Origin of the sequence: Micromonospora antibiotica (assembly GCF_017599305.1) — a bacterium.
In the GTDB taxonomy this organism is placed as follows: domain Bacteria; phylum Actinomycetota; class Actinomycetes; order Mycobacteriales; family Micromonosporaceae; genus Micromonospora; species Micromonospora antibiotica.
Genome location: NZ_JAGFWR010000006.1, coordinates 118567 through 144529, shown reverse-complemented (window position 1 = coordinate 144529; position 25963 = coordinate 118567). Strand labels below are relative to the sequence as shown.

General features: G+C 74.6%; 4 protein-coding genes. 3 read left to right on the top strand and 1 reads right to left on the bottom strand.

The features are described from left to right. Positions 1-56: 56 nt before the first annotated feature. Positions 57-446 (bottom strand): winged helix-turn-helix transcriptional regulator, encoded by a 390-nt coding sequence (locus JQN83_RS13805; protein ID WP_307799254.1) that lies wholly within the window; start codon positions 444-446, stop codon positions 57-59. 135 nt (positions 447-581) lie between these two features. Here JQN83_RS13805 and JQN83_RS33090 point away from each other — a divergent pair, with 135 nt between their 5' ends. The 3 genes from JQN83_RS33090 (at position 582) to JQN83_RS33080 (ending at position 25941) form a co-directional block, all read left to right on the top strand. Beyond that, the gene (locus JQN83_RS33090) at positions 582-1235 is read left to right on the top strand and encodes an NAD(P)-dependent oxidoreductase (protein WP_208567534.1); all 654 of its coding nucleotides are present in this window, start codon (positions 582-584) and stop codon (positions 1233-1235) included. Between the two features lie 1429 nt (positions 1236-2664). Beyond that, positions 2665-16713, top strand: coding sequence for an SDR family NAD(P)-dependent oxidoreductase (locus JQN83_RS13795; RefSeq protein WP_307799251.1), 14049 nt, complete (start codon positions 2665-2667; stop codon positions 16711-16713). A gap of 33 nt (positions 16714-16746) precedes the next feature. Next, positions 16747-25941, top strand: a complete 9195-nt coding sequence (locus JQN83_RS33080; RefSeq protein ID WP_307799250.1) for a type I polyketide synthase — start codon at positions 16747-16749, stop codon at positions 25939-25941. The last annotated feature ends 22 nt before the right edge of the window (positions 25942-25963 follow it).

Sequence of the window (25963 nt, the reverse complement as noted above, 5' to 3'; positions counted from 1 at the left end):
TAATGGATGCGCTGAGCTATCCGGACGGCACCCCGAATCAATACAGAAATGCCTGATCAGCGCAGTTCCACCCGGCCCTGTCGGGCATGTTCGCGGTCGTATGCCTCCTGCGCGTCGAGCATCGCGCCGAGGTGGTCGTGCGCCCACTGGACGGCCAGCTCGATGGCGGGCAGCAGGGTCCGACCCAGCTCGGTGAGGCCATAGTGGACGCTGCGCGGCGGGCCGGGCTGCTCCATCCGGGCGACGAAGCCGTCCCGTTCCAGGCCGCGGAGCGCCGCCGTCAGCACCTTCGCCGTGACCGGGCCGATCTGCGCCCGGATGTCGGAGTACCGCATCGGTCCCTCGGCCAACAGGGAGATCACCATCGCCGTCCACTTGTCGCCGATGTGGATCGGCGCGATGCCGGACGGGCAGACCGGATCGAAGCGCGAGGTGGAGTCCGTCACCGATCCAGCCTAACGAGGTTTCCCGGAAGAAACCTCGGTGCTCGTTACCGTGGCACGCCGGCGCCGTTCGCAGCCGTACAGCCCGTACGCGTGGGCGGCAACCGGAACATCGGCATCGCGAGAGAGGGACGACCAGTGACCAAGATCGTAGTGTTCGGCGCAGGCGGCAAGGCGGGCAGGGCGATCGTGGCCGAGGCCGCCAGCCGTGGGCACGAGGTCGTCGCGGTCGTCCGGGACACCACCCGGTACGCCGACCTCTCCGGCTCCGGCGTCGAGGTGGTCGCCGGCGACGTCACCGACCAGTCGCAGGTCGCCGCCCTGGTCAAGGGCGCGGGCGTGGTGGTGAACGCGGTCGCCCCCGGTGCCGGGGACAACATGGCGACGTTCTTCACCGCCGCCGCCGGCGCGCTCGTCAACGCCGTCGCCGAGACCGGCGGGGGCCGCCTGGTCGCCATCGGCCTGTCGGCCTACCTCGACGCCGCGCCCGGCGTCCGGGTCATGGACACCCCCGGCTTCCCGGCGCAGTTCCAGGACTTCGCCAAGGCCCACGCCGCGGCGCTCGACGTGCTGCGGGAGGCGCCGGCGACGGTCGAGTGGTCGGTGGTGGTGCCGGCGATGGAGTTCGACCCGGAGGGCGAGCGGACCGGGGCGTACCGCGCGGGCGACACCGGCATGCTCGCCGACGCCGACGGTGCCAGCCGCATCTCCTACCGCGACTTCGCCATCGCCGTCCTCGACGAGGCCGAGCAGGGCGCACACCCGCGCACGCACTTCGCCGTCGCCTACTGAGCTCCGGCGCGGAGCACACCGCGTCCTGACCGTCGGCCCGGAACGCCGCGTCCGGGCCGGCACGAGTGGTAGCCGGCGCGGGGCGTCGCCCGTCCGGCCGCCTGGACGCGGGTCGGAACCCGCCCGGTCGGCTGCCCGGAATGGGCGCGGCAGCCGACCGGGCGGGTGGCCCGGAGGTCCCGTGACCGGGGTCGACCGTCCACGACGGACCCGACCCCTGTGCCGGCACAGGACTGAAGCCCGGGCCGGCTGCGGCCTCCGCCATCGGCCCCCGGTGCGAGGGGCAGCCGGTGGCGGCGGCCGCAGCACGACAGGGCAGCGGGTCGACCGGGGTGCCCGGCTACCGGGCCTGCGGCTGGGAAACCGCCGGCCGCGGCCAACGGCACCGCCGACATCCACCGCCTCGGCCGCCGCCGCGCCTGGTTCCTGGTCCCGGCTCTGGCATTCGGCACGGCACAGCGGTCCGCCCATGGCGGGAGGGTAGGTTCGCTGGCCGCTGGCCCGCCGGAGGTATCCCGCGCGTGGGGTACGTGACCCCCGGCCTCCCCGGATCGACCGTCCGCCGTGCCCCGACCCGGTCGCTCGTCGCCCGGAGTCGGCCCGTTCTGCTCGCCGGGGCGTGGCCCCGCGCGGGGCAGCCCCCGTCCTGCTGCGCGGAGGGCCGGGCGCGCGTCGGATCGTCGTGCCGGTCGCGTGCCCTGTTTCCGCGCCGGTCGTCCGCTGCGTCCACGACCGGCGGCGTGCTTTTCCCTCTCTGATTTTTCGCGTTCTCCCGGGCGTCGACGCCGGCGCGGTGAATTGTTTCCACCGGGGAACGGTCCTGTTTCCGCCGCCGCCCCCATTTGTCGGTGGCCGCTGATCCACTTTCGAGCATTTTCCCCGCGTGGTAATTGCGCGCCGCAGGGTCCTGGTGTCGTACGCCACTGGCCGGCCGATGACGAAACAATACGAGTCCGGTTCTGATCAGCATGTGTATCGGTGCTCCGGTGCCCGTGGTCGATGTAGCGGCGGCCGCCCCGCCGGTGTGGCCGGGCGGGTGCCGGCCCCGTCGCCGCCCAGCGTCGCGCCGGCCGGAAAGCGCACTACGGCGGCCCTTTTTGGAGCGGCATCGCCGCCCGGCGCGGCCGGGTTCGTCAGGTGGCGACCGGCCGGGTGCCGCCCGTCGTCGCACGCTGCGGCGGCGGCGCTGGGTCGGCCGGGTCCAGTGCGGGTGAGCTGACCGAAAAGGGAGCAGAATGCGTTGCCGATAAACATCGATTAAACGGAGAGTTGCCGATTCTAGGGGAAATCTAGGGGTTGAAGGCCATCGATCACTGATCGACTCTGGACGGGTCGTTGGCGGAGCGGATCGAAGCACCTCTCTCGATCACCTGCAATTCCCACGCGCTTCGCGTCACTGGGCCCACCGCGTCGAACCCGGGGGAAATACGTGGCTGTCCTGCACGGATACGAGTCGGCTGATTCCACGGCGGACATCGCGATCACCGGCATCGCGTGCCGTTTTCCCGAAGCGCCGGACCCTGCCCGATTCTGGGAATTGCTCGTGGCGGGTCGCAGCACCGTGCGGGACGTCCGGGACCGCTGGCCCGCCGCCACCGGGGCCGCCCGCTGGGGTGCCTTCCTGACCGAGGTCGACACCTTCGACGCGCCCTTCTTCGACATCGGCGCCCGCGAGGCCGCACTGCTCGACCCGAGGCAACGCCTCCTGCTCGAACTCGGCTGGGAGGCACTGGAAGACGGCCGGGTGCCCGCCGACACCGTGGCCGGCACCCCGTTGGGCGTGTTCGTCGGCACCACCTGGGACGACTACGCCCAGGTGGCACACCGCCACCGCACCGCGCTGCGCTCCGGCCACGCGATGACCGGCCTGCACCGCAGCATGATCGCCAACCGGCTGTCGTACTTCCTGCGCGCCAACGGGCCGAGCGTCACCGTCGACACCGGCCAGTCGTCCTCGCTGGTGGCCGTCCACCTGGCCTGCGCCAGCCTGCGCAGCGGCGAGTCGACGACCGCGCTCGCCGCCGGGGTGAGCCTGGCCCTGCTGCTGGAGAGCAGCCACATCTCCGACGACTGGGGCGGGTTGTCACCCGACGGTCGCTGCCACACCTTCGACGCCCGCGCCAACGGCTACGTCCGGGGCGAGGGCGGGGGAGCGGTCCTGCTCAAACCGCTCGACCGGGCGCTCGCCGACGGCGACCGGATCTACTGCGTGATCCGGGGCAGCGCGGTCTCCGCCGGTGCGGGCGGCACCCCCACCACCCCCGACCCGGCCGCCCAGGAGGCGACGCTGCGGGCCGCCCACCGCCGCGCGGGCACCACCGCCGCCGACGTCCAGTACGTCGAACTGCACGGCACGGGCACGAGGGTCGGCGACCCGATCGAAGCCGCCGCGCTGGGCCGGGCGCTCGGCGACCCGGCCGCGCCGCTGGCGGTCGGCTCGGTAAAGACCAACATCGGCCACCTGGAGGGTGCCGCCGGCATCGCCGGACTGATCAAGACCGCGCTGGCCGTACGGCACCGCCGACTCCCCCCGAGCCTGCACTTCACCACCCCGAACCCCGACATCGACCTGCCCCGGCTCGGCCTGACGGTGGTCACCGACCCGACGCCCTGGCCGCGCCCGGACCGGCCCCTGGTGGCGGGGGTCAGCTCGTTCGGCATGGGCGGGACGAACTGCCACCTGGTCCTCGGCGAGGCCCCCACCGACGCGCCGCCGGCCGCCCCGGTGACGCCGGACGTGCCGGTCGTGGCCTGGCCGGTGTCCGCGAAGTCCGACCAGGCCCGGGACGCCGCCGTGACGCGCCTGCGGGAGGGCGACGCCGACCCGGCGGCGGTGGCCTGGTCCCTGGCCACCACCCGGGCGGAGCTGACCCACCGGGCCGTCGTGGTCGGCGACCGGGTGCTCACCGGCCAGGCGGGCGACACCGCCCTGGGATTCGTGTTCGCCGGTCAGGGTGCCCAACGGGTCGGCATGGGACTGCGCCTGCACGCGGCCCACCCGGTCTTCGCCGCCGCGTTCGACGAGGTGTGCGCGCTGGCCCGGGTGGACCTCCGCACGGCGATCAGCACCGGCGACGGGCTCGACGCCACCGGCACCACCCAACCCGCCCTGCTCGCCGTCGAGGTGGCGCTGTTCCGGCTGCTGGAGTCGTGGGGCGTCCACCCCGACGTGCTCGTCGGCCACTCGATCGGCGAGATCGCCGCCGCGCACGTCGCCGGCGTGCTCGACCTGCCGGACGCGGTGCGGCTGGTGTCCGCACGCGGCGAACTGATGCAGGCGCTGCCCGCCGGTGGGGCCATGGCGAACGTCCGCGCCGCCGACTCCGTCGTACGCCCGTTCCTGCGCGACGGCGTGGTCGTCGCGGCCGTCAACGGCCCCGACGCGACGGTGCTCGCCGGACCCGCCGGGCCGCTGCGCGCGATCACCGGGGAGATCGAGGCGGCGACCCGGGCCCGGGTACGGCACCTGCGGGTCAGCCACGCCTTCCACTCCCCCCTGATGGACCCGATGTGCGACCGGTTCCGCCGGGTCCTGTCGACGGTGACGTTCCGGCCGGCCACCCTGCCCGTCGTCTCCACCGTGACCGGTGCGCCCGCCGACCTGACCGACCCCGAACACTGGGTACGCCAGGTGCGCGAACCGGTGCTCTTCCACGCCGCCGTCACCGGGGCCGGCACCGCGTACGACGTCGGCACCTGGCTGGAACTCGGACCGGACGGCTCACTGTCCACCCTGATCGACGGCGGCATCCCCACCCTGCGCGGCGACCACGACGAGGCCACCAGCATCGTCACCGCCGCCGCGACGGTGTGGACCCGTGGTCACCGGGTGGACTGGCGCAGCCTGCTCGGCGGGGCGGGCCGCGTCGTCGACCTGCCCACCTACCCGTTCCAACGCACCCGGCACTGGGTGGGTGCCCGGCCGGAACACACCCGGACCGACCGGCCGGCCGCCGACCGCGACCTCACCGCCGAGATCGACGTCCTCGTCCGCCGGGTGCTCGGCGGACGCGCACCCGCCGTCATCGCGCCCACCACCACGTTCCACGACCTGGGCTTCACCTCGCTGCTGGCGGTCGAGCTACGCGACGAACTCGCCGCCGCCACCGGTCTGGTCCTCCCCAGCGGGCTGCTGTTCGACCATCCCACCCCCGCCGCGCTCGCCGAACGGCTCACCGTGCTGCTGGCCGACAGCGACCCGGCCCCCGACGACGAAGCCGACGACGACACCGCGACCGTCGTGGACGAACCCGTCGCCATCGTCGGGATGGCCTGCCGCTTCCCGGGCGGGGTGGCGTCACCGGAAGACCTGTGGACACTGCTCGTCGGCGGCACCGACGTCATCGGAGAGTTCCCCGACGACCGGGGCTGGGACCTGACGGCGCTGCGCGACTCCGGCCGGCTCGGCACCGGCTCGGGCGGGTTCCTCGCCGACGCCGCCGGCTTCGACGCCGCGTTCTTCGGCATCTCACCCCGTGAGGCGCTGGGCATGGATCCACAGCAACGGCTGCTGCTGGAGGTCTCCTGGGAGGCGCTGGAACGCGCGGGAATCGCCCCCACCTCCCTGCGGAACAGCCGGGTCGGCGTCTTCGCCGGCGCGACCGGGGGCGACTACGGCCCCCGGATGCACGAGGCCCACCCCGACGCCGAGGGCTACCTGCTCACCGGCATCAGCCCCAGCGTCGCCTCCGGCCGCATCGCGTACGCCCTCGGGCTCACCGGGCCGGCACTGACGGTCGACACGGCCTGCTCGTCGTCGCTGGTCGCCGTACACCTGGCGGCATCGGCGCTGCGCAACGGCGAGTGTTCGCTGGCGTTGGCCGGGGGCGTCACCGTGATGTCCACCCCGGGCATGTTCGTCGAGTTCAGCCGGCAGGGCGGGCTGTCGCCGGACGGCCGGTGCAAGGCGTTCTCGGCCGACGCGGACGGCACGGGATGGGCCGAGGGCGCCGGGATGCTGGTGCTGGAGCGCCTGTCGGACGCGCGCCGCCATGGTCACCGGGTGTTGGCGGTGGTGCGGGGTAGTGCGGTGAATTCGGATGGTGCGTCGAATGGTTTGACGGCGCCGAGTGGTCCGTCGCAGGAGCGGGTGATTCGTCGGGCGTTGGCGGTGGCGGGTGTGTCGGTGTCTGACGTGCAGGTGGTGGAGGGTCATGGGACGGGTACTCGGTTGGGTGATCCGATCGAGGCGGAAGCGTTGTTGGCGACGTATGGGCGGGGTCGGTCGGTGCCGTTGTGGTTGGGGTCGGTGAAGTCGAACCTTGGTCATACGCAGCATGCGGCGGGTGTCGCCGGGGTGATGAAGGTGGTGCTGGCGATGCGGCACGCGATCGTGCCGGGGTCGTTGCATGTGGGTGAGCCGTCGGGGTTGGTGGATTGGTCGTCGGGTGCGGTGGAGGTGGTGCGGGAGCCCCGGGAGTGGGTGGTGGCTGGCGGGGGTCGTCGGCGGGCGGGGGTGTCGTCGTTCGGGATCAGCGGCACCAACGCGCACGTGATCGTGGAGGAAGCGCCGGACGAGCCGGAGATGCCGGCCGGCGGCGGTTCGCCCGTGTCGTCGGGACACACCCCGGGGGTGGGTACGCCGGTCGGCGGCGTGAGGTCGTCCGCCGAGGTGATGGCCACGCCGGTGAGGGTGACGCCGTGGCCGGTGTCGGCGCGGTCGGTCGCCGGGGTGCGGGAGCTGGTGGAGCGGTTGCGGTCGACGGTGGTGGGGGTGTCGGCGGTGGATGTGGGGTGGTCGTTGGCGTCGACGCGGTCGGTGTTCGACGAGCGGGTGGTGCTGCTCGACGGTGTGGTGGTCGCAGACGGGGCGTCGCTGGCTCCCGGGGTCCGGGCGTTGGCGTCCGGTGTGGTTGCTGCTTCCGCGGTGGACCCGGTCGCGGGGTCGTCGGGTGGCGCGGCGTTGTCAGGGGCGGTGTCGTCGGGCGGGGTGTCCTCCGGTGGTGTTCCTGCGGGGTTGGGTGTGGTGTTCGGGGGTCAGGGTGGTCAGCGGGTGGGGATGGGTGCGGGTTTGTGTGGGGTGTTTCCGGTGTTCGCGTCGGTGTTCGACGAGGTGTGTGGCTTGTTGGGTGGGGATGTGCGGGAGGCGATCTCCTCCGGTGTTGGCCTGGATGGCACGGGGGTGGCGCAGCGGGCGTTGTTTGCGGTGGAGGTGGCGTTGTTCCGGTTGGTGGAGTCGTGGGGTGTGCGTCCGGCGGTTCTGGTGGGTCATTCGATCGGGGAGATCGCGGCGGCGCACGTGGCCGGGGTGTTGTCGTTGCCGGATGCGGTGGCGTTGGTGTCGGCGCGTGCTCGTCTGATGGCGGCGTTGCCGGTGGGTGGGGCGATGGTGTCGTTGCGGGCCTCCGCTGATGCGGTGGAGCCGTTTCTGTCCGGTGATGTGGTTGTTGCGGCGGTGAATGGTCCGTCGGCGGTGGTGATCGCCGGCCCGGAACAGCAGACCCTGCGAGCGGCGGATGCGGTGGCGACCGCGTTGGGTGTGCGGCAGCGGCGGCTGTCGGTCAGTCACGCGTTCCACTCGCCGTTGATGGAGCCGATGCTCGACGAGTTCCGCGCGGTCGTCGAGGGTTTGTCGTTTCATCCGGGGCGGATTCCGGTGGTGTCGACCGTCACCGGGCAGGTCGGGGATCTTTCGGATCCGGGGTATTGGGTGCGGCAGGTGCGTGAGCCGGTGCGGTTCCATGACGCGATCGAGGCGGCTGGTCCCCGCTCGTGGTGTGAGTTGAGCGCGGATGGTGGTTTGTCGTCCCTGTTGGCCGACGGTATCCCGATGCTGCGGCCGGGAGCCGACGAGGCGGTCAGTGCGGTGACGGGGTTGGCGCAGGTGTGGGTGCGGGGGCACGAGGTCGACTGGCGGGCGTACTACGGCGGCGGCAAGGTCGTCGACCTGCCGACGTACCCGTTCCAACGGCAGCGGTACTGGCTCGACAACCAGCCGGCGGTCGGGACCACCGGCACCCGGCACGGTCTGCTGTCCACCTCGGTCGACCTCGCCGACGACGCGGGAGTGCTGCTGACCGGCCGCGTCTCCACCCGCAGCCACCGCTGGCTGGCCGATCACGTCGTCGACGGGCGGACGCTGCTGCCGGGCACCGCGTTCCTCGAGGCCGCGCTGCGCGCCGGCGTCGAATGCGGCTGCCCCCGCGTCCAGGACCTCACGCTGCTCACCCCCCTCCCGGTCGGCCCCACCGCCGTCACCCTCCAGGTGACCGTCGGGCCGCCGACGGACGACGGCCACCGCACCGTCACCGTTTACGCCCGCGCGGCCGACTCGACCGACTGGACCCGGCACGCCGTCGGCACCCTGGCACCCGACCGGCCGGCGTCGGCCGTCCCCCGGCTGCCGGCCGACGCGCAGGAACTGGACCTGACCGGGGTCTACGAGTCCGTCGCCGCACACGGCTACCACTACGGCCCGGCGTTCCAGGGACTCCGCCGCCTATGGCGCACCCCCGACGGTCTGTTCGCCGAGGTGGCCCTCGACGCGGGCGAGCCGGTGGAGCCGTACCTGCTGCATCCCGCCCTGCTCGACGGCGCGCTGCACCCGGCGCTGCCCGGCGTGGCCGACGACGCCCGCCCGGCCGCACTGCCGTTCGCCTGGTCCGGTGTCCAGGTGCACGCCACCGGCGTCCGCCGGCTCCGGGTGGCGTACACCTGGACGGGACCGCAGACGCTGTCGATGGCGGCCGTGGCCGACGACGGCACGCTGGTCGCCGAGGTCGCCTCCCTGGTCTGGCGGCCGGTGGGCGCGGTACGGCGCGGTGAGGTGCTGACCCGGGGCTGGGTGCCGGCAGCCGTCCCCACCGGCACGTCCCGCCCGGTCACCGCCGTGGCGCTGGCCGCCCGGGGCACGGACCAGGCCGCCGCCGCACACGCCGTCGCCGAGGACGTCCTCGACGAGATCCACGCCGCGCTCGCCACCGACGACGGACCCACCGTGGTCTTCACCGTCGCCGACGACGCACCGGCCCTGGCCGTCGCCGCCGGGCTCGTCCGCTGCGCCCGCACCGAACACCCGGGCCGGTTCGTCCTCCTGCACCACGACACCGAGGTCGACGCGGCGGACCTGGCGCGGGTGGCCGCACTCGACGAACCGGAGGTACGCCTCGCCGGTGGCGCACTGACCGTCCCCCGGCTGCGCCGCGACGACCACACCCCGAGCGCCCCGGTCGACCTCGGCGACGGCACCGTCCTGATCACCGGCGCCAGTGGCGCGCTCGGCACCGGACTCGCCCGCCACCTGGTACGTGACCTGGGCGTACGGGGGCTGCTGCTGCTCAGCCGCCGGGGCGCGGACGCCCCCGGCGCCGCCGAACTCGCCGACGAACTGCGGGCGTACGGCGCGGTGGTGACCGTGGCCGCCGGCGACGCGGCCGACCCGGAGCAGTTGGCCGCCGCGTTCTCCCTGATTCCCGCCGACCTGCCGCTCACCGCCGTGGTGCACGCGGCCGGTGTGCTCGACGACGGTCTCGTCGCCACCCTCACCCCGCAGGCGTTGCACGCCGTGCTGCGGCCCAAGGTGGACGCGGCGTGGCACCTGCACCGGCTCACCGCCGACCTCGACCTGGTCGCGTTCGTGCTGTACTCGTCGATCTCCCAGCAGATCGGCGCGGCCGGCCAGGCCAGCTACGCCGCCGGCAACGCCTTCCTCGACGCGCTCGCCGCCCACCGGCACGCCGCCGGCCTGCCCGCCACCTCGCTGGCCTGGGGGCTGTGGGCGGCCGAGGGTGGCATGGCCGAAACGCTCGGCACGGCCGACCTGGCCCGGATGGCCCGCAACGGGGTGGCCCCGCTGCGGCACGACGACGGCCTGGCCCTGTTCGACCGGGCCCTCGGGTTGCCCGGCCCGCTACTGGTCCCGATGCTGCTGGACACCGCCGCGCTGGCCACGGCGAACGACCCGGCCGCCCTGCCCGCCGTGTGGCGCGGCCTGGTCCGCCCCCGGGCCGCCCACCCCCGGCCGGTCGCCGACGGCCCGTCGCACCGGGACCTGGTGGAGGTGGTCCGCGCCGAGGTGGCAGCCGTCCTCGGCCACACCGACCGGACGAAGGTCGGGGTGCGGGCCGCGCTCACCGACCTCGGTGTCGACTCGCTCACCTCCGTCGAGCTGCGCAACCGGCTCGTCTCGGTCACCGGGTTGGCGTTGTCGGCGACGGTGGTGTTCGACCATCCCACGGTCGCCGGGCTCGCCGACCACCTGCGGGAGCTGACCGGCGAGACCGACCCGGACGGCCCGGCGACCGGCACCGTCACCGACGCCCACGACCCGATCGCCGTCATCGGCATGGCCTGCCGCTACCCCGGCGGGGTCGACTCCCCGCAGGACCTGTGGCGGCTGGTGGCCGAGGGGCGGGACGCGATCTCCGAGTTCCCGGTCAACCGCGACTGGCCGGAGGACCTCTACGACCCCGACCCGGGCCGCCCCGGGCACAGCTACGTCCGGGAGGGTGGCTTCCTGCACCGGGCGGACGAGTTCGACCCGGCGTTCTTCGGCATCTCGCCCCGCGAGGCGCTGGCGATGGACCCCCAGCAGCGGCTGCTGCTGGAGACGGCGTGGGAGGCGGTGGAACGCGCCCGCATCGACCCGTACTCGCTGCGCGGCAGCACCACCGGTGTGTTCGCCGGGCAGATGTACCACGACTACGCGCCGCCGGTCGACGCGATGCCCGGCGATCTGGAGGGCATCCTGCTCACCGGCAACACCGGCAGCGTGCTCAGCGGCCGGCTGGCGTACGTGCTCGGGCTCACCGGTCCCGCCGTTACCGTCGACACGGCGTGCTCGTCGTCGCTGGTCGCCACCCACCTGGCCGTCCGGGCGCTGCGCGCCGGTGAGTGCTCGCTGGCCCTCGCCGGTGGGGTCACCGTCATGTCGACGCCCGGCACGTTCGTCGAGTTCAGCAGGCAGCGGGGCCTGTCGCCGGACGGGCGGTGCAAGTCCTTCTCGGCGGACGCCGACGGCACCGGCTGGGGCGAGGGCGTGGGCGTGCTGCTGCTGGAACGGCTCTCCGACGCCCGCCGGTACGGGCACCCGGTGCTGGCCGTGCTGCGCGGGACCGCCGTCAACTCCGACGGCGCGTCCAACGGGCTGACCGCCCCCAACGGCGGCTCCCAGCGGGCGGTGATCCGGGCGGCGCTCGCCGACGCCGGACTGACCCCCGGCGACGTCGACGCGGTGGAGGCCCACGGCACCGGCACCCGCCTCGGCGACCCGATCGAGGCGGAGGCCGTCCTGGCCACCTACGGCCACGACCGGGTCGAACCGCTCTACCTCGGGTCGCTGAAATCCAACGTCGGGCACACCCAGGCCGCTGCCGGCGTCGGCGGCATCATCAAGATGATCGAGGCGATGCGCCACGGCACACTGCCGGCGACCCTGCACGTCTCCGCGCCGTCGCCGTTCGTGGACTGGTCCGCGGGCGCGGTGCGGCTGCTCACCGAACCCCGGGACTGGCCCGACACCGGCCGGGTACGCCGCGCCGCCGTCTCCTCGTTCGGGATCAGCGGCACCAACGCGCACGTCGTCATCGAGGCGGCCCCACCGGAGCCGACGCCCACCGCGCCCGACCCCGGCACCGCACCGGCCATCGTGCCGCTGGTGCTCTCCGCCGTCACCCCCGCCGGGCTGCGGGCCCGCGCCGACCAGCTCGCCGACCTCCTCGACGGCGACGCCCCGAGCGCCGACCTGGGCTGGTCACTCGCGGCCACCCGCGCCGACCTGCCCGAACGTGCGGTCGTGCTGGCCGACCACGCCACCGCCCTGCGCGCCCTCGCCGGCCACGACCCGCAGCCCGGACCGGGTGGTGACGCCGACGCCGCCGTGGTCGGCACCGCCGGCGACCACGGCGGCGTGGTGTTCGTCTTCCCCGGGCAGGGCGGCCAGTGGACGGGGATGGCCGCACCGCTGATGGCGCAGTCACCGGTCTTCGCCGCGTCGATGCGGGCCTGCGCCACCGCCCTGGCCCCGTACCTCGACGTCGACGTCACCGACCCGGACCTGGCCCTCGACCGGGTCGACGTGGTGCAGCCCGCGCTGTGGGCGGTGATGGTGTCGCTGGCCGCGCTGTGGCGCTCGCTGGGGGTGGAACCCGACGCCGTCGTCGGACACTCGCAGGGCGAGATCGCCGCCGCCGTCGTCGCCGGGGCGCTCACCCTCGACGACGGGGCAAAGGTGGTGGCGCTGCGCAGCCGGGCCCTGCGGGACATCGCCGGCGGCGGGGGGATGCTCTCCGTCGCCCTGCCGGCCGAGGACGTCGCCGACCGGCTCGCCGGCCACGGTGGACGGCTGTCCATCGCCGCGCTCAACGGGCCACGCTCCACAGTGGTCTCCGGCGACGCCGACGCGCTCGCCGACCTGCACGCCCGCTTCGCCGCCGAGGACGTCCGCTCCCGCATGGTCAACGTGGACTACGCCTCCCACTCCGCGCACATCGAACCCCTCGCCGCGTCGCTCACCGCGCTCCTCGCCGACGTGACACCGCAGCCGCCCCGGGTGCCGCTGTACTCCACCGTCACCGGCCGTCCGCTGACCGAACCGATGGACGCCGACTACTGGTACCGCAACCTGCGGCACACCGTGCTGTTCCACGACGCCGTCACCGAACTGACCGGCCACGGGCACGGCGTCTTCGTCGAGATCAGCCCGCACCCCGTGCTCGCCGTCGGGCTCACCGAGACGGCACCGGACGCCCGCGTCGCCGGCTCGCTGCGCCGCGACCGGGGCGGCCTCGACCAGTTCCTCACCGCCGCCGCCACCGCCTACACCTGGGGGGTACCGGTGGACATCACCGCGCTGTTCCCCGGGGCCCGGAGCGTGGACCTGCCCACCTACCCGTTCCAACGCGACAGGTACTGGCTGACCCGGCAACCCCGCGGCGAGGTCTCCGGAGCCGGCCTCGACCCGGCCGCGCACCCGCTGCTCGGCGCGGTGACCGCCCTGCCCGACGGCACGGTCCTGCTCACCGGCAGCGTGTCCCACCGCACCCAGCCCTGGCTGGCCGACCACCTCTTCTCCGGCACGGTCCTGGTGCCCGGCACCGCCCTGGTGGAGCTGGCGCTACGCGCCGGTGACGAGGTCGGCTGCGGCGAGGTGCGCGAACTGACCCTGGTGGCCCCGCTCGCGGTACCCGACCGGACGCCGGTGCGGGTGCAGGTCCGGGTCGGCACGCCGGAGGCCGACGGCGTCCGGCAGGTCACCGTGCACGGCCGGGCCGCCGAGGACGACCCGTGGACCCTGCACGCCACCGGCAGCGTCGCGCCCGCCACCCCGGACACCCCACCGTTCCCGCTGGTGTGGCCGCCGGCCGGCACGCAACCGGTCGACCTGGACGGCGTGTACGACCGGCTCGCCGCGCACGGCTACGACTACGGCCCGACCTTCCGTGGCCTGCGCGCCGCGTGGACCGGACCCGACGGTGACGTCTACGCCGAGGTGGCGCTCCCCACCGCCGACGACGACCGGTTCCTCGTCCACCCGGCGCTGCTCGACGCGGCGCTGCACCCGATGCTGCCGGGGGTGGTCGGCGACCGGCCGGCGGGTCTGCCGTTCAGCCTGTCGGGCGTGCGGGTGACCGCCACCGGGGCGACCGCGCTGCGCGTACACCTGTCGACGGGGGACCCGGCGGACGGCACCGCGCGGGTCGTCGCCGCCGACCCCGGCGGCACCGTCGTCGCCGTCCTCGACACGGTCGTGCTGCGGCCGGCCGTCGCCCCCGCACCGTCCCGCGACGCCCTGTACCGGGTGGAGTGGACACCCCTCGACCTGCCCGCCGCCGCACCCGTCCCGGCCGGCACCGAGGTGCTCGTGGTCCGCCCGGCCACCACCGGGGACGTCCCCGCCGACATCCGGGCCACCCTGAGCCGGGTCCGCGACGACGTCCGGACCTGGCTCGCCGCCGACCACCCGGACGACGCGCGCCTGGTCGTGGTCACCACCGGCGCCGGCCCCACCGGCACCGACCTGCCCGCCGCCGCCGTCTGGGGTCTGCTGCGCACCGCCCAGACCGAGAACCCCGACCAGGTCGTCCTGCTCGACGTCGACGCCATCGCGGTGCTCGACGACCTGCTCGGCCCGGTACTGGCCAGCGGGGAACCGCAGGTGGCGGTCCGGGCCGCGACGGCGTCCGTGCCCCGGCTCGCCGCCGCCCGGCCCGACCTGGTGCCACTGCCCACCGACGAGGCGCACCGGATGGTCGTCACCCGCCCCGGCACCCTGGACAGCCTGGCCTTCGAACCCTGCCCGCAGGTGTGGCAGCCACTCGGCCCCACCGAGGTCCGGCTCGCCGTGCGGGCCGGTGGCCTGAACTTCCGCGACGTGCTCATCGCCCTCGGGCTGGTCCCGCAGCAGCACGCGCTGATGGGCGCCGAGGGCGCGGGCGAGGTCCTCGCCGTCGGGTCCGCCGTCACCGACCTCACCCCCGGCGACCGGGTGTTCGGCTACTTCGACGGCGCGTTCGCCCCGGTCGCCGTCGCCGACCGGCGGCTGCTGGCCCGGATGCCCGACGACTGGCCGTACGCCCGCGCGGCCACCGTGCCGGTGGTGTTCCTGACCGCCTACCACGGCCTGGTGGACCTCGGCCGCGTCCGCCCCGGTGACCGGGTGCTCGTCCACGCCGCCGCCGGTGGGGTCGGCATCGCCGCCGTGCAGCTCGCCCGCCACCTCGGGGCCGAGGTGTTCGGCACCGCCAGCCCCGGCAAGTGGGACACGCTGCGCGCGCTCGGCCTCGACGACGACCACATCGCCAACTCGCGCACCCTCGACTTCGCGACGGCGTTCCGCGCCGCCACCGGCGGACGAGGGATGGACGTGGTGCTCAACTCGCTTGCCGACGACTTCGTCGACGCCTCACTCGGCCTGCTCGCCGACGGGGGACGCTTCCTGGAGATGGGCAAGACCGACATCCGGGACCGCGCCGAGGTGCACGCCGCGTACCCCACCGTCGACTACCGACCGTACGACCTCACGGCCCTGGCGGTCACCGCACCCGACGCCGAAGGGGCCGAACCGGAGCGGCTGCGGACGATCCTCGCCGAGGTGCTGGACCTCTTCGCCGCCGGGGTGCTCGCCCCACTGCCCGTCACCACCTGGGACGTGCGCCGCGCCCGGGAGGCGTTCCGGGCCCTGCAACAGGCCCGCACCATCGGCAAGGTCGTACTCACCGTGCCGAGGCCGCTGGACCCGGCGGGCACCGTCCTGGTGACCGGGGCCACCGGCACCCTCGGCGGGCTCACCGCCCGGCACCTGGCCGCCACCCATGGCGTACGCGAACTGCTGCTGGTCAGCCGGCGCGGACCGGACGCCCCCGGCGCGGCCGACCTGGTCGCCGACCTGGCCGACCTCGGCGCGCGGGCCCGGGTGGTCGCCTGCGACGTCGCCGACCGCGACGCCCTCGCCGCGCTGCTCGCCGACATCCCCGCCGCGCACCCGCTGACCGCCGTGTTCCACACCGCCGGGGTCCTCGACGACGGGCTGTTCACCGCCCTGACCACCGCCCAGTTCGACACCGTCCTGGCGGCCAAGGTGGACGCCGCCTGGCACCTGCACGAGCTGACCGCACACCGGGACCTGTCCGCGTTCGTGCTGTTCTCCTCGTTCGCCGGGCTGCTGGGCACCCCGGGACAGGCCAACTACGCCGCCGCCAACGGTTTCCTCGACGGCCTCGCCGCGCTGCGCCGCGCCGCCGGGCTGCCCGCCGTCTCCCTGGCCTGGGGGCTGTGGGCGCAGGCCAGCGGCATGACCGGGCACCTGTCGGAGACGGACCTGGCCCGGATGGCCCGCGAAGGGCTGCGCCCCCTGGAGGCCGGGGAGGGGATGAGCCTGCTCGACGACAGTCTGGCCGCCGGCCTGCCCGTGGTCGCGCCCACCAAACTCGGCCTGCCCGCGCTGCGCGCCCAGGGTGACGCGCTGCCCGCCCTGCTCCGCGGCCTGGTCACCCGGACCTCCCGCCGGCAGACCGCCACCACCCAGGCGACGGCCGGCACCCTCGCCGACCGGCTCGCCCCGCTCACCGAGGCGGACCGGACGACCGCCCTGACCGACCTGGTCCGCGCCCAGGTGACCGCGGTGCTCGGCCACGGCGGCGACGGCGTCGTCGACCCCGACCGGGCCTTCCGTGACCTCGGCTTCGACTCGCTCACCGCCCTCGAACTGCGCAACCGGCTCGGCACCGCCACCGGGCTGCGCCTGGCTGCCGGGGTGGTCTTCGACCATCCCACCCTGACCGAACTGGTCACCCACCTGCGTGGCCAGTTGACCCTGGACACCCCGCCCCGACCGGACGGCAGCCCCACCGGCGTCCTGGCCGAGCTGGACCGGCTGGAACAGGCGATGCGTCAACTCACCGACCGACCCGCCGGTGCCGTCGCCGACCGGCTGCGGGACCTGCTGGCGATGTGTGGTCCGACCCCGGCGGCCGTTCCCGGCGTGGATCTGGACACCGCGACCGACGACGAACTGTTCGCGCTCGTCGACGAACAGAACTGACACCCGACCCTGCCTGACTGGGAGTGGACTGACGTGGCGGACGAGGACAAACTGCGCGAGTACCTCCGACGGGCCATCGCCGACGCGCGCGAGGCGCGCGGCCGGCTGCGCGAATGGGAGGAACGCGCCACCGAGCCGATCGCCATCGTGGGCATGGCCTGCCGGTTCCCCGGCGGCGTACGCAGCCCGGAGGACCTGTGGCGGGTGGTCGCCGACGGGGTGGACGTGACGTCCCCGCTGCCCACCGACCGGGGCTGGGACGTCGACCGGCTCTACCACCCCGACCCGGACCACCCCGGCACCACGTACACCCGCACCGGTGGTTTCCTGCACGACGCGGGGGACTTCGACGCCGAGTTCTTCGGCATCTCACCCCGTGAGGCGCTCGGCATGGACCCGCAGCAGCGGCTGCTGCTCGAACTGTCCTGGGAGGCGGTGGAACGGGCCGGCATCGACCCGTCGACGCTGCGTGGCACCCCGACCGGCGTGTTCGTCGGGGCCACCGACCAGGACTACGGCCCCCGCCTGCACGAGGCCCCGCCCGAGGTGCAGGGTCACCTGCTCACCGGTAACACCGCGAGCGTCGCCTCCGGACGCGTCGCCTACCAGCTCGGGCTCACCGGCCCGGCGGTCACCATCGACACCGCCTGCTCGTCGTCGCTGGTCGCCCTGCATCTGGCGATCCGCTCGCTGCTCACCGGGGAGAGCGACCTCGCCCTCGCCGGTGGGGTGATGGTCATGTCCACCCCGGGCACGTTCGTCGAGTTCAGCCGGCAGCGGGGGATCGCCCCGGACGGCCGGTGCAAGGCGTTCTCGGCCGACGCCGACGGTGTCGGCTGGGGCGAGGGCGCCGGCATGCTCCTGGTCGAGCGCCTGTCGGACGCGCGTCGGCAGGGGCACCGGGTGTTGGCGGTGGTGCGGGGTAGTGCGGTGAATTCGGATGGTGCGTCGAATGGTTTGACGGCGCCGAGTGGTCCGTCGCAGGAGCGGGTGATTCGTCGGGCGTTGGCGGTGGCGGGTGTGTCGGTCAACGACGTGCAGGTGGTGGAGGGTCATGGGACGGGGACTCGGTTGGGTGATCCGATCGAGGCGGAGGCGTTGTTGGCGACGTATGGGCGGGGTCGGTCGGTGCCGTTGTGGTTGGGGTCGGTGAAGTCGAACCTTGGTCATACGCAGCATGCGGCGGGTGTCGCCGGGGTGTTGAAGGTGGTGCTGGCGATGCGGCATGCGGTGGTGCCGGGGTCGTTGCATGTGGGTGAGCCGTCGGGGTTGGTGGATTGGTCGTCGGGTGCGGTGGAGGTGGTGCGGGAGTCGCGGGAGTGGACGGTGGCTGAGGGGGGTCGTCGGCGGGCGGGGGTGTCGTCGTTCGGGATCAGTGGCACGAACGCGCACGTGATCGTGGAGGAGCCGCCGCCGGTGGAGGTGGACGTTCCGGAGCCGGATGCGGTGGTGACGGGGTCACCGGTCCCGGTGGGGGTGACGCCGTGGCCGGTGTCGGCGCGGTCGGTCGCGGGGGTGCGGGAGTTGGTCGGGCGGCTCGGCGGGTTGGCTGTGGGTTCGGGTGATGGGGTGGGGGTGGTCGGTGGTTCGTCGGCGGTGGATGTGGGGTGGTCGTTGGCGTCGACGCGGTCGGTGTTCGACGAGCGGGCGGTGCTCCTCGACGGTGTGGTGATCGCGGACGGGGCGTCGCTGGCTCCCGGGGTTCGGGCGCTGGCGTCGGATGGGTTGGGTGTGGTGTTCGGGGGTCAGGGTGGTCAGCGGGTGGGGATGGGTGCGGGTTTGTGTGGGGCGTTTCCGGTGTTCGCGTCGGTGTTCGACGAGGTGTGCGCGCTGTTGGGTGGGGATGTGCGGGAGGCGATCGTCTCCGGGGTGGGTCTTGATGGCACGGGTGTGGCGCAGCGGGCGTTGTTCGCGGTGGAGGTGGCGTTGTTCCGTCTGGTCGAGTCCTGGGGTGTCCGCCCGGCGGTTCTGGTGGGTCATTCGATCGGGGAGATCGCGGCGGCGCATGTGGCGGGGGTGTTGTCTCTTGCGGATGCGGTGACGTTGGTGTCGGCGCGTGCTCGTTTGATGGCGGCGTTGCCGGTGGGTGGGGCGATGGTGTCGTTGCGGGCCTCCGCTGATGCGGTGGAGCCGTTTCTGTCCGGTGATGTGGTTGTTGCGGCGGTGAATGGTCCGTCGGCGGTGGTGATCGCCGGCCCGGAACAGCAGACCCTGCGAGCGGCGGATGCGGTGGCGACCGCGTTGGGTGTGCGGCAGCGGCGGCTGTCGGTCAGTCACGCGTTCCACTCGCCGTTGATGGAGCCGATGCTCGACGAGTTCCGCGCGGTCGTCGAGGGTTTGTCGTTTCATCCGGGGCGGATTCCGGTGGTGTCGACCGTCACCGGGCAGGTCGGGGATCTTTCGGATCCGGGGTATTGGGTGCGGCAGGTGCGTGAGCCGGTGCGGTTCCACGACGCGATCGAAGCGGCTGGTCCCCGCTCGTGGTGTGAGTTGAGCGCGGATGGTGGTTTGTCGTCCCTGTTGGCTGACGGTATCCCGATGCTGCGGCCGGGAGCCGACGAGGCGGTCAGCGCAGTGTCGGGGTTGGCGCAGGTGTGGGTGCGGGGGCACGAGGTCGACTGGCGGGGGTACTACGGCGGCGGCAAGGTCGTCGACCTGCCGACGTATCCGTTCCAACGGCAGCGGTACTGGCTCGACGCCGTACGTCGCGGCGACGAGCCGTACCTGATCCAGGAAACCTGGCACAGCATCGACCTGCCGGCGGCCCCGACCCTCGACGGCGACTGGCGCATCGTCACCGACGGCACCGTCGACGCGCGCCCGTTCGCCGAGCTGCTCACCGGGCACGGTGCCCGGGTCGAGGTCGCCGACGGCCCTGGCAGCACCCCGGTCACCGGCATCCTCGCCCTCACCGCCGACCCGGTCCCGGTGCTCGCCGCCGGCACCGGCCCGGTGTGGCAGATCACCGGGGACGCCGCGACCATCGGCCGGGGCCGGTCCCTTGGCTGGGCGTGGCCGGACACCTGGCGGGGCACCCTCGACCTGCCCGCCGACCCGGACCCGCGCACCGGTGCCCTGCTGGTGGCCGCCCTCGCCGCCACCGGCCCGGTCACCGAGCACCTCGAACTGCGTCCCGGCGGGGCCCGCGCCCGCCGACTCACCCCGGTGCCCGTCGGCGGGCCCGAGTGGACGCCACACGGCACGGTGCTGGTCACCGGCGACGGCCCCGGTGTCGACCTGCTCACCGACCTGCTCACCGCCGAGCGGGCGACGGTCCGCCGGGTGCACCCGGACGACCTGCCCGCCGCACTGGCCGGACCGGAGGTGACCGCCCTGGTGCACGCCGACCCGGGCGTCGACGCCGACGCCCTCGACCTCACCGGCGGGCCGGACACCGTCGTGCTGCTCACCCCGCTCGCGGGCGTCCTCGGTGCGCCCGACCTGCCGGCGGCGGGACAGCGGCACGCGGTCGCCGTCCACACCGCCCGTAGGCTGGCCGGGCAGGGCCGTACCGCGAGCGTCGTGGCCTGGGCCGACCCGGCCGACCGTCCGGTGGCGGGGGTGGACGCCGCACCGGCCGACGCCGCCGTCGCCGCGCTGCGGCGCGCGGTCGGCGGTCGGCTACCCGCCGTGGTGGTCGCCGCCCTCACCCCGGCCACCCTCGGCGTCGCCGACCTCCCCCCGGGTGTACGCGGCGTGCTCGGCGGGTACGTCGGCCCGCCGCCCGAGCCCACCGGCGGGCAGGTCGACCCGGCCGACCTGCTGCCCCTGGTACGCCGGGAGATCGCCGTCGCCCTGGGGCACCCGGACACCGACCGGGTCACCGCCGACCGGCCGCTGGGGGAGCTGGGCATCGACTCGATGACGGCGGTCACCATCCGCAACCGCCTCGCCGCCGTCACCGGGACAGACCTGCACACCACCGTCGTGTTCGACCACCCCACCGCCCGTTCCCTGGCCGGGCACCTCGCCGCCGGAACCCGCCCCGCCGGCGGCGACGCCCCCGGCACCACCGTCGCGGCCCCCGACGAGCCGTTGGCGATCATCGGGATGGCCTGCCGGATGCCCGGTGGGGTGCGCAGCCCCGAACAGCTCTGGCGGCTCGTGCTCGACGGCGTCGACGCCATCTCGTCGTTCCCCACCGACCGGGGCTGGGACCTCGCCAACCTGGTCCACCCGGACCCCGACCATCCCGGCACCAGCTACACCGACCAGGGCGGGTTCCTGACCGGGGTGGCCGAGTTCGACCCCGGGTTCTTCGGCATCTCGCGCCGGGAGGCGCTGGGCATGGACCCGCAGCAGCGGTTGCTGCTGGAGACGGCGTGGGAGGCCGTCGAACACGCCCGGATCACCCCGGAGTCGCTGCGCGGTACCCGGGTCGGGGTGTTCGCCGGGGGCAACGGCAACGACTACGCCACCACGATGACCCGCGTCCCGGAGGGCGTCGACGGCTACCTGATGACAGGCAACGCGGCGAGTGTCGTCGCCGGCCGGATCGCCTACCTGTTCGGGCTGGTCGGCCCGGCGCTGACCGTCGACACCGCCTGCTCGTCGTCGCTGGTGGCGCTGCACCTGGCCGGGCACGCGCTGCGCGCCGGGGAGTGCACGATGGCGCTGGTCGGCGGGGTCACCGTGATGTCGACCCCGGGCACGTTCGTCGAGTTCAGCAGGCAGCGGGGCCTGGCCCCGGACGGGCGGTGCAAGGCGTTCGGCGCGGACGCCGACGGCACCGGCTGGGCGGAGGGCGCGGGCATGCTGCTCGTCGAGCGACTCTCCGACGCGCACCGCCATGGCCACCGGATCCTCGCCGTGGTCCGGGGGTCCGCGGTCAACTCCGACGGGGCGTCGAACGGCCTCACCGCGCCGAACGGCCGCTCCCAGCAGGCCGTGATCACCGAGGCGCTGCGGACGGCCGGTGTCGCCGCCACCGACGTCGACCTGGTGGAGGCGCACGGCACCGGCACCCGGCTCGGCGACCCGATCGAGGCAGAGGCGCTGCTGGCCACCTACGGTCAGGGGCGACCGGCCGACCGGCCACTGTGGCTGGGTTCGCTGAAGTCGAACATCGGTCACACCCAGGCCGCCGCCGGGGTGGCCGGGATCATCAAACTCGTCCACGCCCTGCGTGACGGCGTACTGCCCCGCACGCTGCACGCCGACGAACCCACCCCGTTCGTCGACTGGCGGCGGGGCGCGGTGGAACTGCTCCGCGAGCAGCGCCCCTGGCCGGCCGGTCCGGGGCCGCGCCGGGCGGCGATCTCCTCCTTCGGGGCCAGCGGCACCAACGCCCACGTGATCGTCGAGGCCGCCCCGCCGACCGTCGACCCGGCACCCCCGACCCCGCCGCCGGTCACCCCGTGGGTGGTGACCGGGCGGGACGAACGCGGCCTGCGTGCCGTCGCCGCCGACCTGCTCACCGTCGCCGACCGGGTCGACCCGGCCGACCTCGGGTTCTCCCTGGCGGCCACCCGCCAGCCGCTGCACCGCCGGGCGGTGGTCACCGACACCGTCGGCCTGCGGGCGCTGGCCGACGGGGACCTTCCGCTGGTCACGCCCGGCCCCGGCGACCTGGGGTTCCTGTTCACCGGGCAGGGCGCGCAGCGGGTCGGCATGGGCCGGGGACTACGGGCAGCCTTCCCCGTCTTCGCTGCCGCGTTCGCCGAGGTCTGCGCCGCCTGCGACGGGCACCTGGACCGCTCGTTGGTCGACGTCGTCGACACCGGCGACGGCCTTGACGACACCACCGTCACCCAACCCGCGATCTTCGCCGTCGAGGTCGCCCTGTTCCGGCTACTGGAATCCTGGTCGCTGCGGCCGGACGTGCTGGCCGGGCACTCCATCGGGGAGATCGCCGCCGCGCACGTCGCGGGCGTGCTGTCACTGGCCGACGCGGCCACCCTGGTCACCGCGCGGGGGCGGCTGATGGGCGCGCTGCCGACCGGCGGTGTGATGGCCGCCGTCCGGGCCGCCGAGGCCGACGTGGTGCCGCTACTCACCGACGAGGTGGGCATCGCCGCCGTCAACGGCCCCCGTTCCCTGGTGCTCTCCGGCACCGCGTCCGGCGTGGCCGCGGTGACCGACGCCCTCGGTGTGCCGGGCCGGCGGCTGACGGTCAGCCACGCGTTCCACTCGCCGCTGATGGCGCCGATGCTCGACGACTTCCGCGCCGTGGTGGGCGGGCTCGCCTTCCACCCGCCCCGGATTCCGGTGGTGTCCACGGTGACCGGGCGACCCGCCGACCTGACCGACCCCGACCACTGGGTGGCCCACGTGTCCCGACCGGTGCGGTTCGCCGACGCGGTCGCCGCGCTGCGCGACACCGGCGTCGACACCCTGCTGGAGGTCGGCCCGGACGCCGCCCTCACCCCGCTGACCGTCGACCTGCTGACCGGGGACGCCACGGTCACCGCGACGATGCGCCGGGACCGGGACGAGGCGGCCACCCTGGTCGCCGCCGTCGGCGAGGTGTTCGCCCGGGGGCACCGGGTGGACTGGGCGGCCTGCTACCGGGGCAGCGGCGCCCGCGTGGTCGACCTGCCCACCTACCCGTTCGCCCGGGAACGGTACTGGCTCACCGCCCGCCCCACCGGCGGCGTCGACGCCGCCGGCCTCACCGGCATCGACCACGGCCTGGTCGGCGCGCTCGTCGAACACGTCGACGACGACGGGCTGACCCTCGCCGGCCGGATCTCCACCACCACCCACCCGTGGCTCGCCGACCACGCCGTGCTCGACACGGTGCTGCTGCCCGGCACGGCGTTCGTCGACCTGGCGGTCACCGCCGCCCGTCGCGTCGACTGCGCCGGCGTCGACGACGTCACCCTGGCCGCGCCGCTGGTGCTGCCGGCGGGCAGGGTCGTCGACCTGCGGGTCACCGTCGCCCCACCCACCGACGACGGCCGCCGGGCGCTCACCGTCCGGTCCCGGCCGGCCGGCGGCACCGGGTGGACCACCCACGCCACCGGCACGCTCACCCCCGACGGCGGCCCGGTGGAGGCGCTGCGCCAGTGGCCGCCGCGCGACGCCACCGAGATCGACGTGTCGGCCGCGTACCCGGCGCTCGCCGCCGCCGGCTACCGGTACGGCCCCACCTTCCAGGGGCTGCGCCGGGCCTGGCGACGGGGCACCGAGGTGTACGCCGAGATCACCCTCCCCGAACCGGCCCGCCCCGACGCCGCCGGGTACGCCCTGCACCCCGCCCTGCTGGACGCGACCCTGCACGCGGTCATGCTCGACTCCCTCACCGCCGCCGAACCGAGCCTGCCGTTCGCGTGGAGCGGAGTGCGGGTGGTCCGTCCCGGTGGCACCGCGCTGCGCGCCCGGTTCGTCCCGGTCGGCGAGTCCGCGGTGGCGGTGACCCTCGCCGACGGTACGGGCGAACCGGTGGCCGTCGCCGAACGGCTGGACTGGCGACCGGTGTCCGCCGGAGCGCTGCGCCCCACCCACCACGAGTCGCTGTACCGGCTCGACTGGACCGAGGTCGCCGTCGGCGCGGCCGGGGACGACCCGCCGTCCTGGCAGCGCCCCGACGGCCCGGTCCGGCTGGTGACCCTGACCGCCCCGGACGGCACCGACACCGTCGCCCGCACGCACGCGGCCACCACCGGAGCACTGCGTCTGGTCCAGGAATGGCTGGCCGCCGACGACGACCGTACCCTCGTCGTGCTGACCACGAACGCCGTGCCGACCGCCGGCGGTGAACCCCACGACCTGCCGCTGGCCGCCGCCCTCGGCCTGCTGCGCACCGCCGCCACCGAGAACCCGGGCCGGGTCGTGCTGGTCGACCTCGACGGCTCCGCCGCCGCCCGCCGGTTGCTGCCCGCCGTGGTCGCCGCCGCCGAACCCCAGGCCGTGGTACGCGGCGAGCGGGTGCTGGTGCCCCGCCTGGTCCGGTTGGAGACCGTCGAGGGGCCGGGCACCACGCTCGACCCGTCCGGCACCGTGCTGCTCACCGGCGGTACCGGTGGCATCGGCGCGGCCCTGGCCCGGCACCTGGTCCGCCGGTACGGCGTGACCCGGCTGCTGCTGACCAGCCGCCGGGGACCCGACACCGACGGCGTCGGGAAACTCGTCGCCGAACTGGCCGAACTCGGCGCGGAGGCCACCGTCGTCGGCTGCGACACCGCCGACCGGGACGCCGTCGCCGCACTGCTCGCCGGCATCCCCGACGAGCACCCGCTGACCGCCGTGGTGCACCTGGCCGGAGTCTCCGACGACGGGGTGCTCGGCTCGCTCACCCCGGACCGGGTCGACGCCGTGCTACGGCCCAAGGTCGACGCGGTGTGGCACCTGCACGAGCTGACCGCCGGGCGGAACCTGTCGGCGTTCGTGCTGTTCTCCTCGGCCGCGTCGGTCTTCGGCGCGCCCGGCCAGGGCAACTACGCCGCCGCGAACGCGTTCCTCGACGCGATGGTCCACCACCGTCGCGCCCGGGGACTGACCGCGACCACCCTGTCCTGGGGGCTGTGGGAGGGCGTCGGCGGCATCACCGGGCACCTCACCGAGGCCGACTTCCGCCGGATGGCCCGATCCGGCGTGGCCGCCATCCCCGTCACCGACGGCCTCGACCTGCTGGACGTCGCCCTGGCCCAGCCCCGGGCCTGGGTGTTTCCGCTGCGCCTCGACCCGACGGCGTTGCGGGGGCAGGGCGACGCGCTGCCCGCCGTGCTGCGCGGCCTCGTCCCCGCCGCCCGGTCCACCGGCGCGCCCGTCACCCCGACCGTCGACCTCGCCGCCCTCCCGCCGCAGGACCGGGACCCGGTCCTGCTGGACCTGGTACGCGGCCAGGTGGCGGCCGTCGTCGGGCTCACCGCCGGTGACGTCGACCCGGGACGGCAGTTCCGGGACCTCGGCTACGACTCGCTGACCGCCGTGGACCTGCGCAACCGGCTCGGTACGGCGACCGGGCTGCGGCTGCCCGCCACCCTCGTCTTCGACCACCCCACCCCGGCCGAACTGGCCGCCTACCTGGCGGAACGGTTCGCCGACGGGGCCGGGGACACCGGCCCGGCGGTGCTCGGCGGGCTGGACCGGTTGCACGCCGAGGTGCTCGCCGCGGATCTCGCCGCAACGGCACGGGCGGCGGCGCGGGCCCGGCTCAAGGACATCCTCGCCCTGCTCGACGAGCCCGCCGCAGCGGGGGAGAACGTCGACGCGGAACTCGCCGACGCCTCGGCGGAGGAGGTCTACGCCTTCGTCGACCGCGAACTCGGCATCTCCCTGGAATGACCCGACGGGCACACCGACCGAC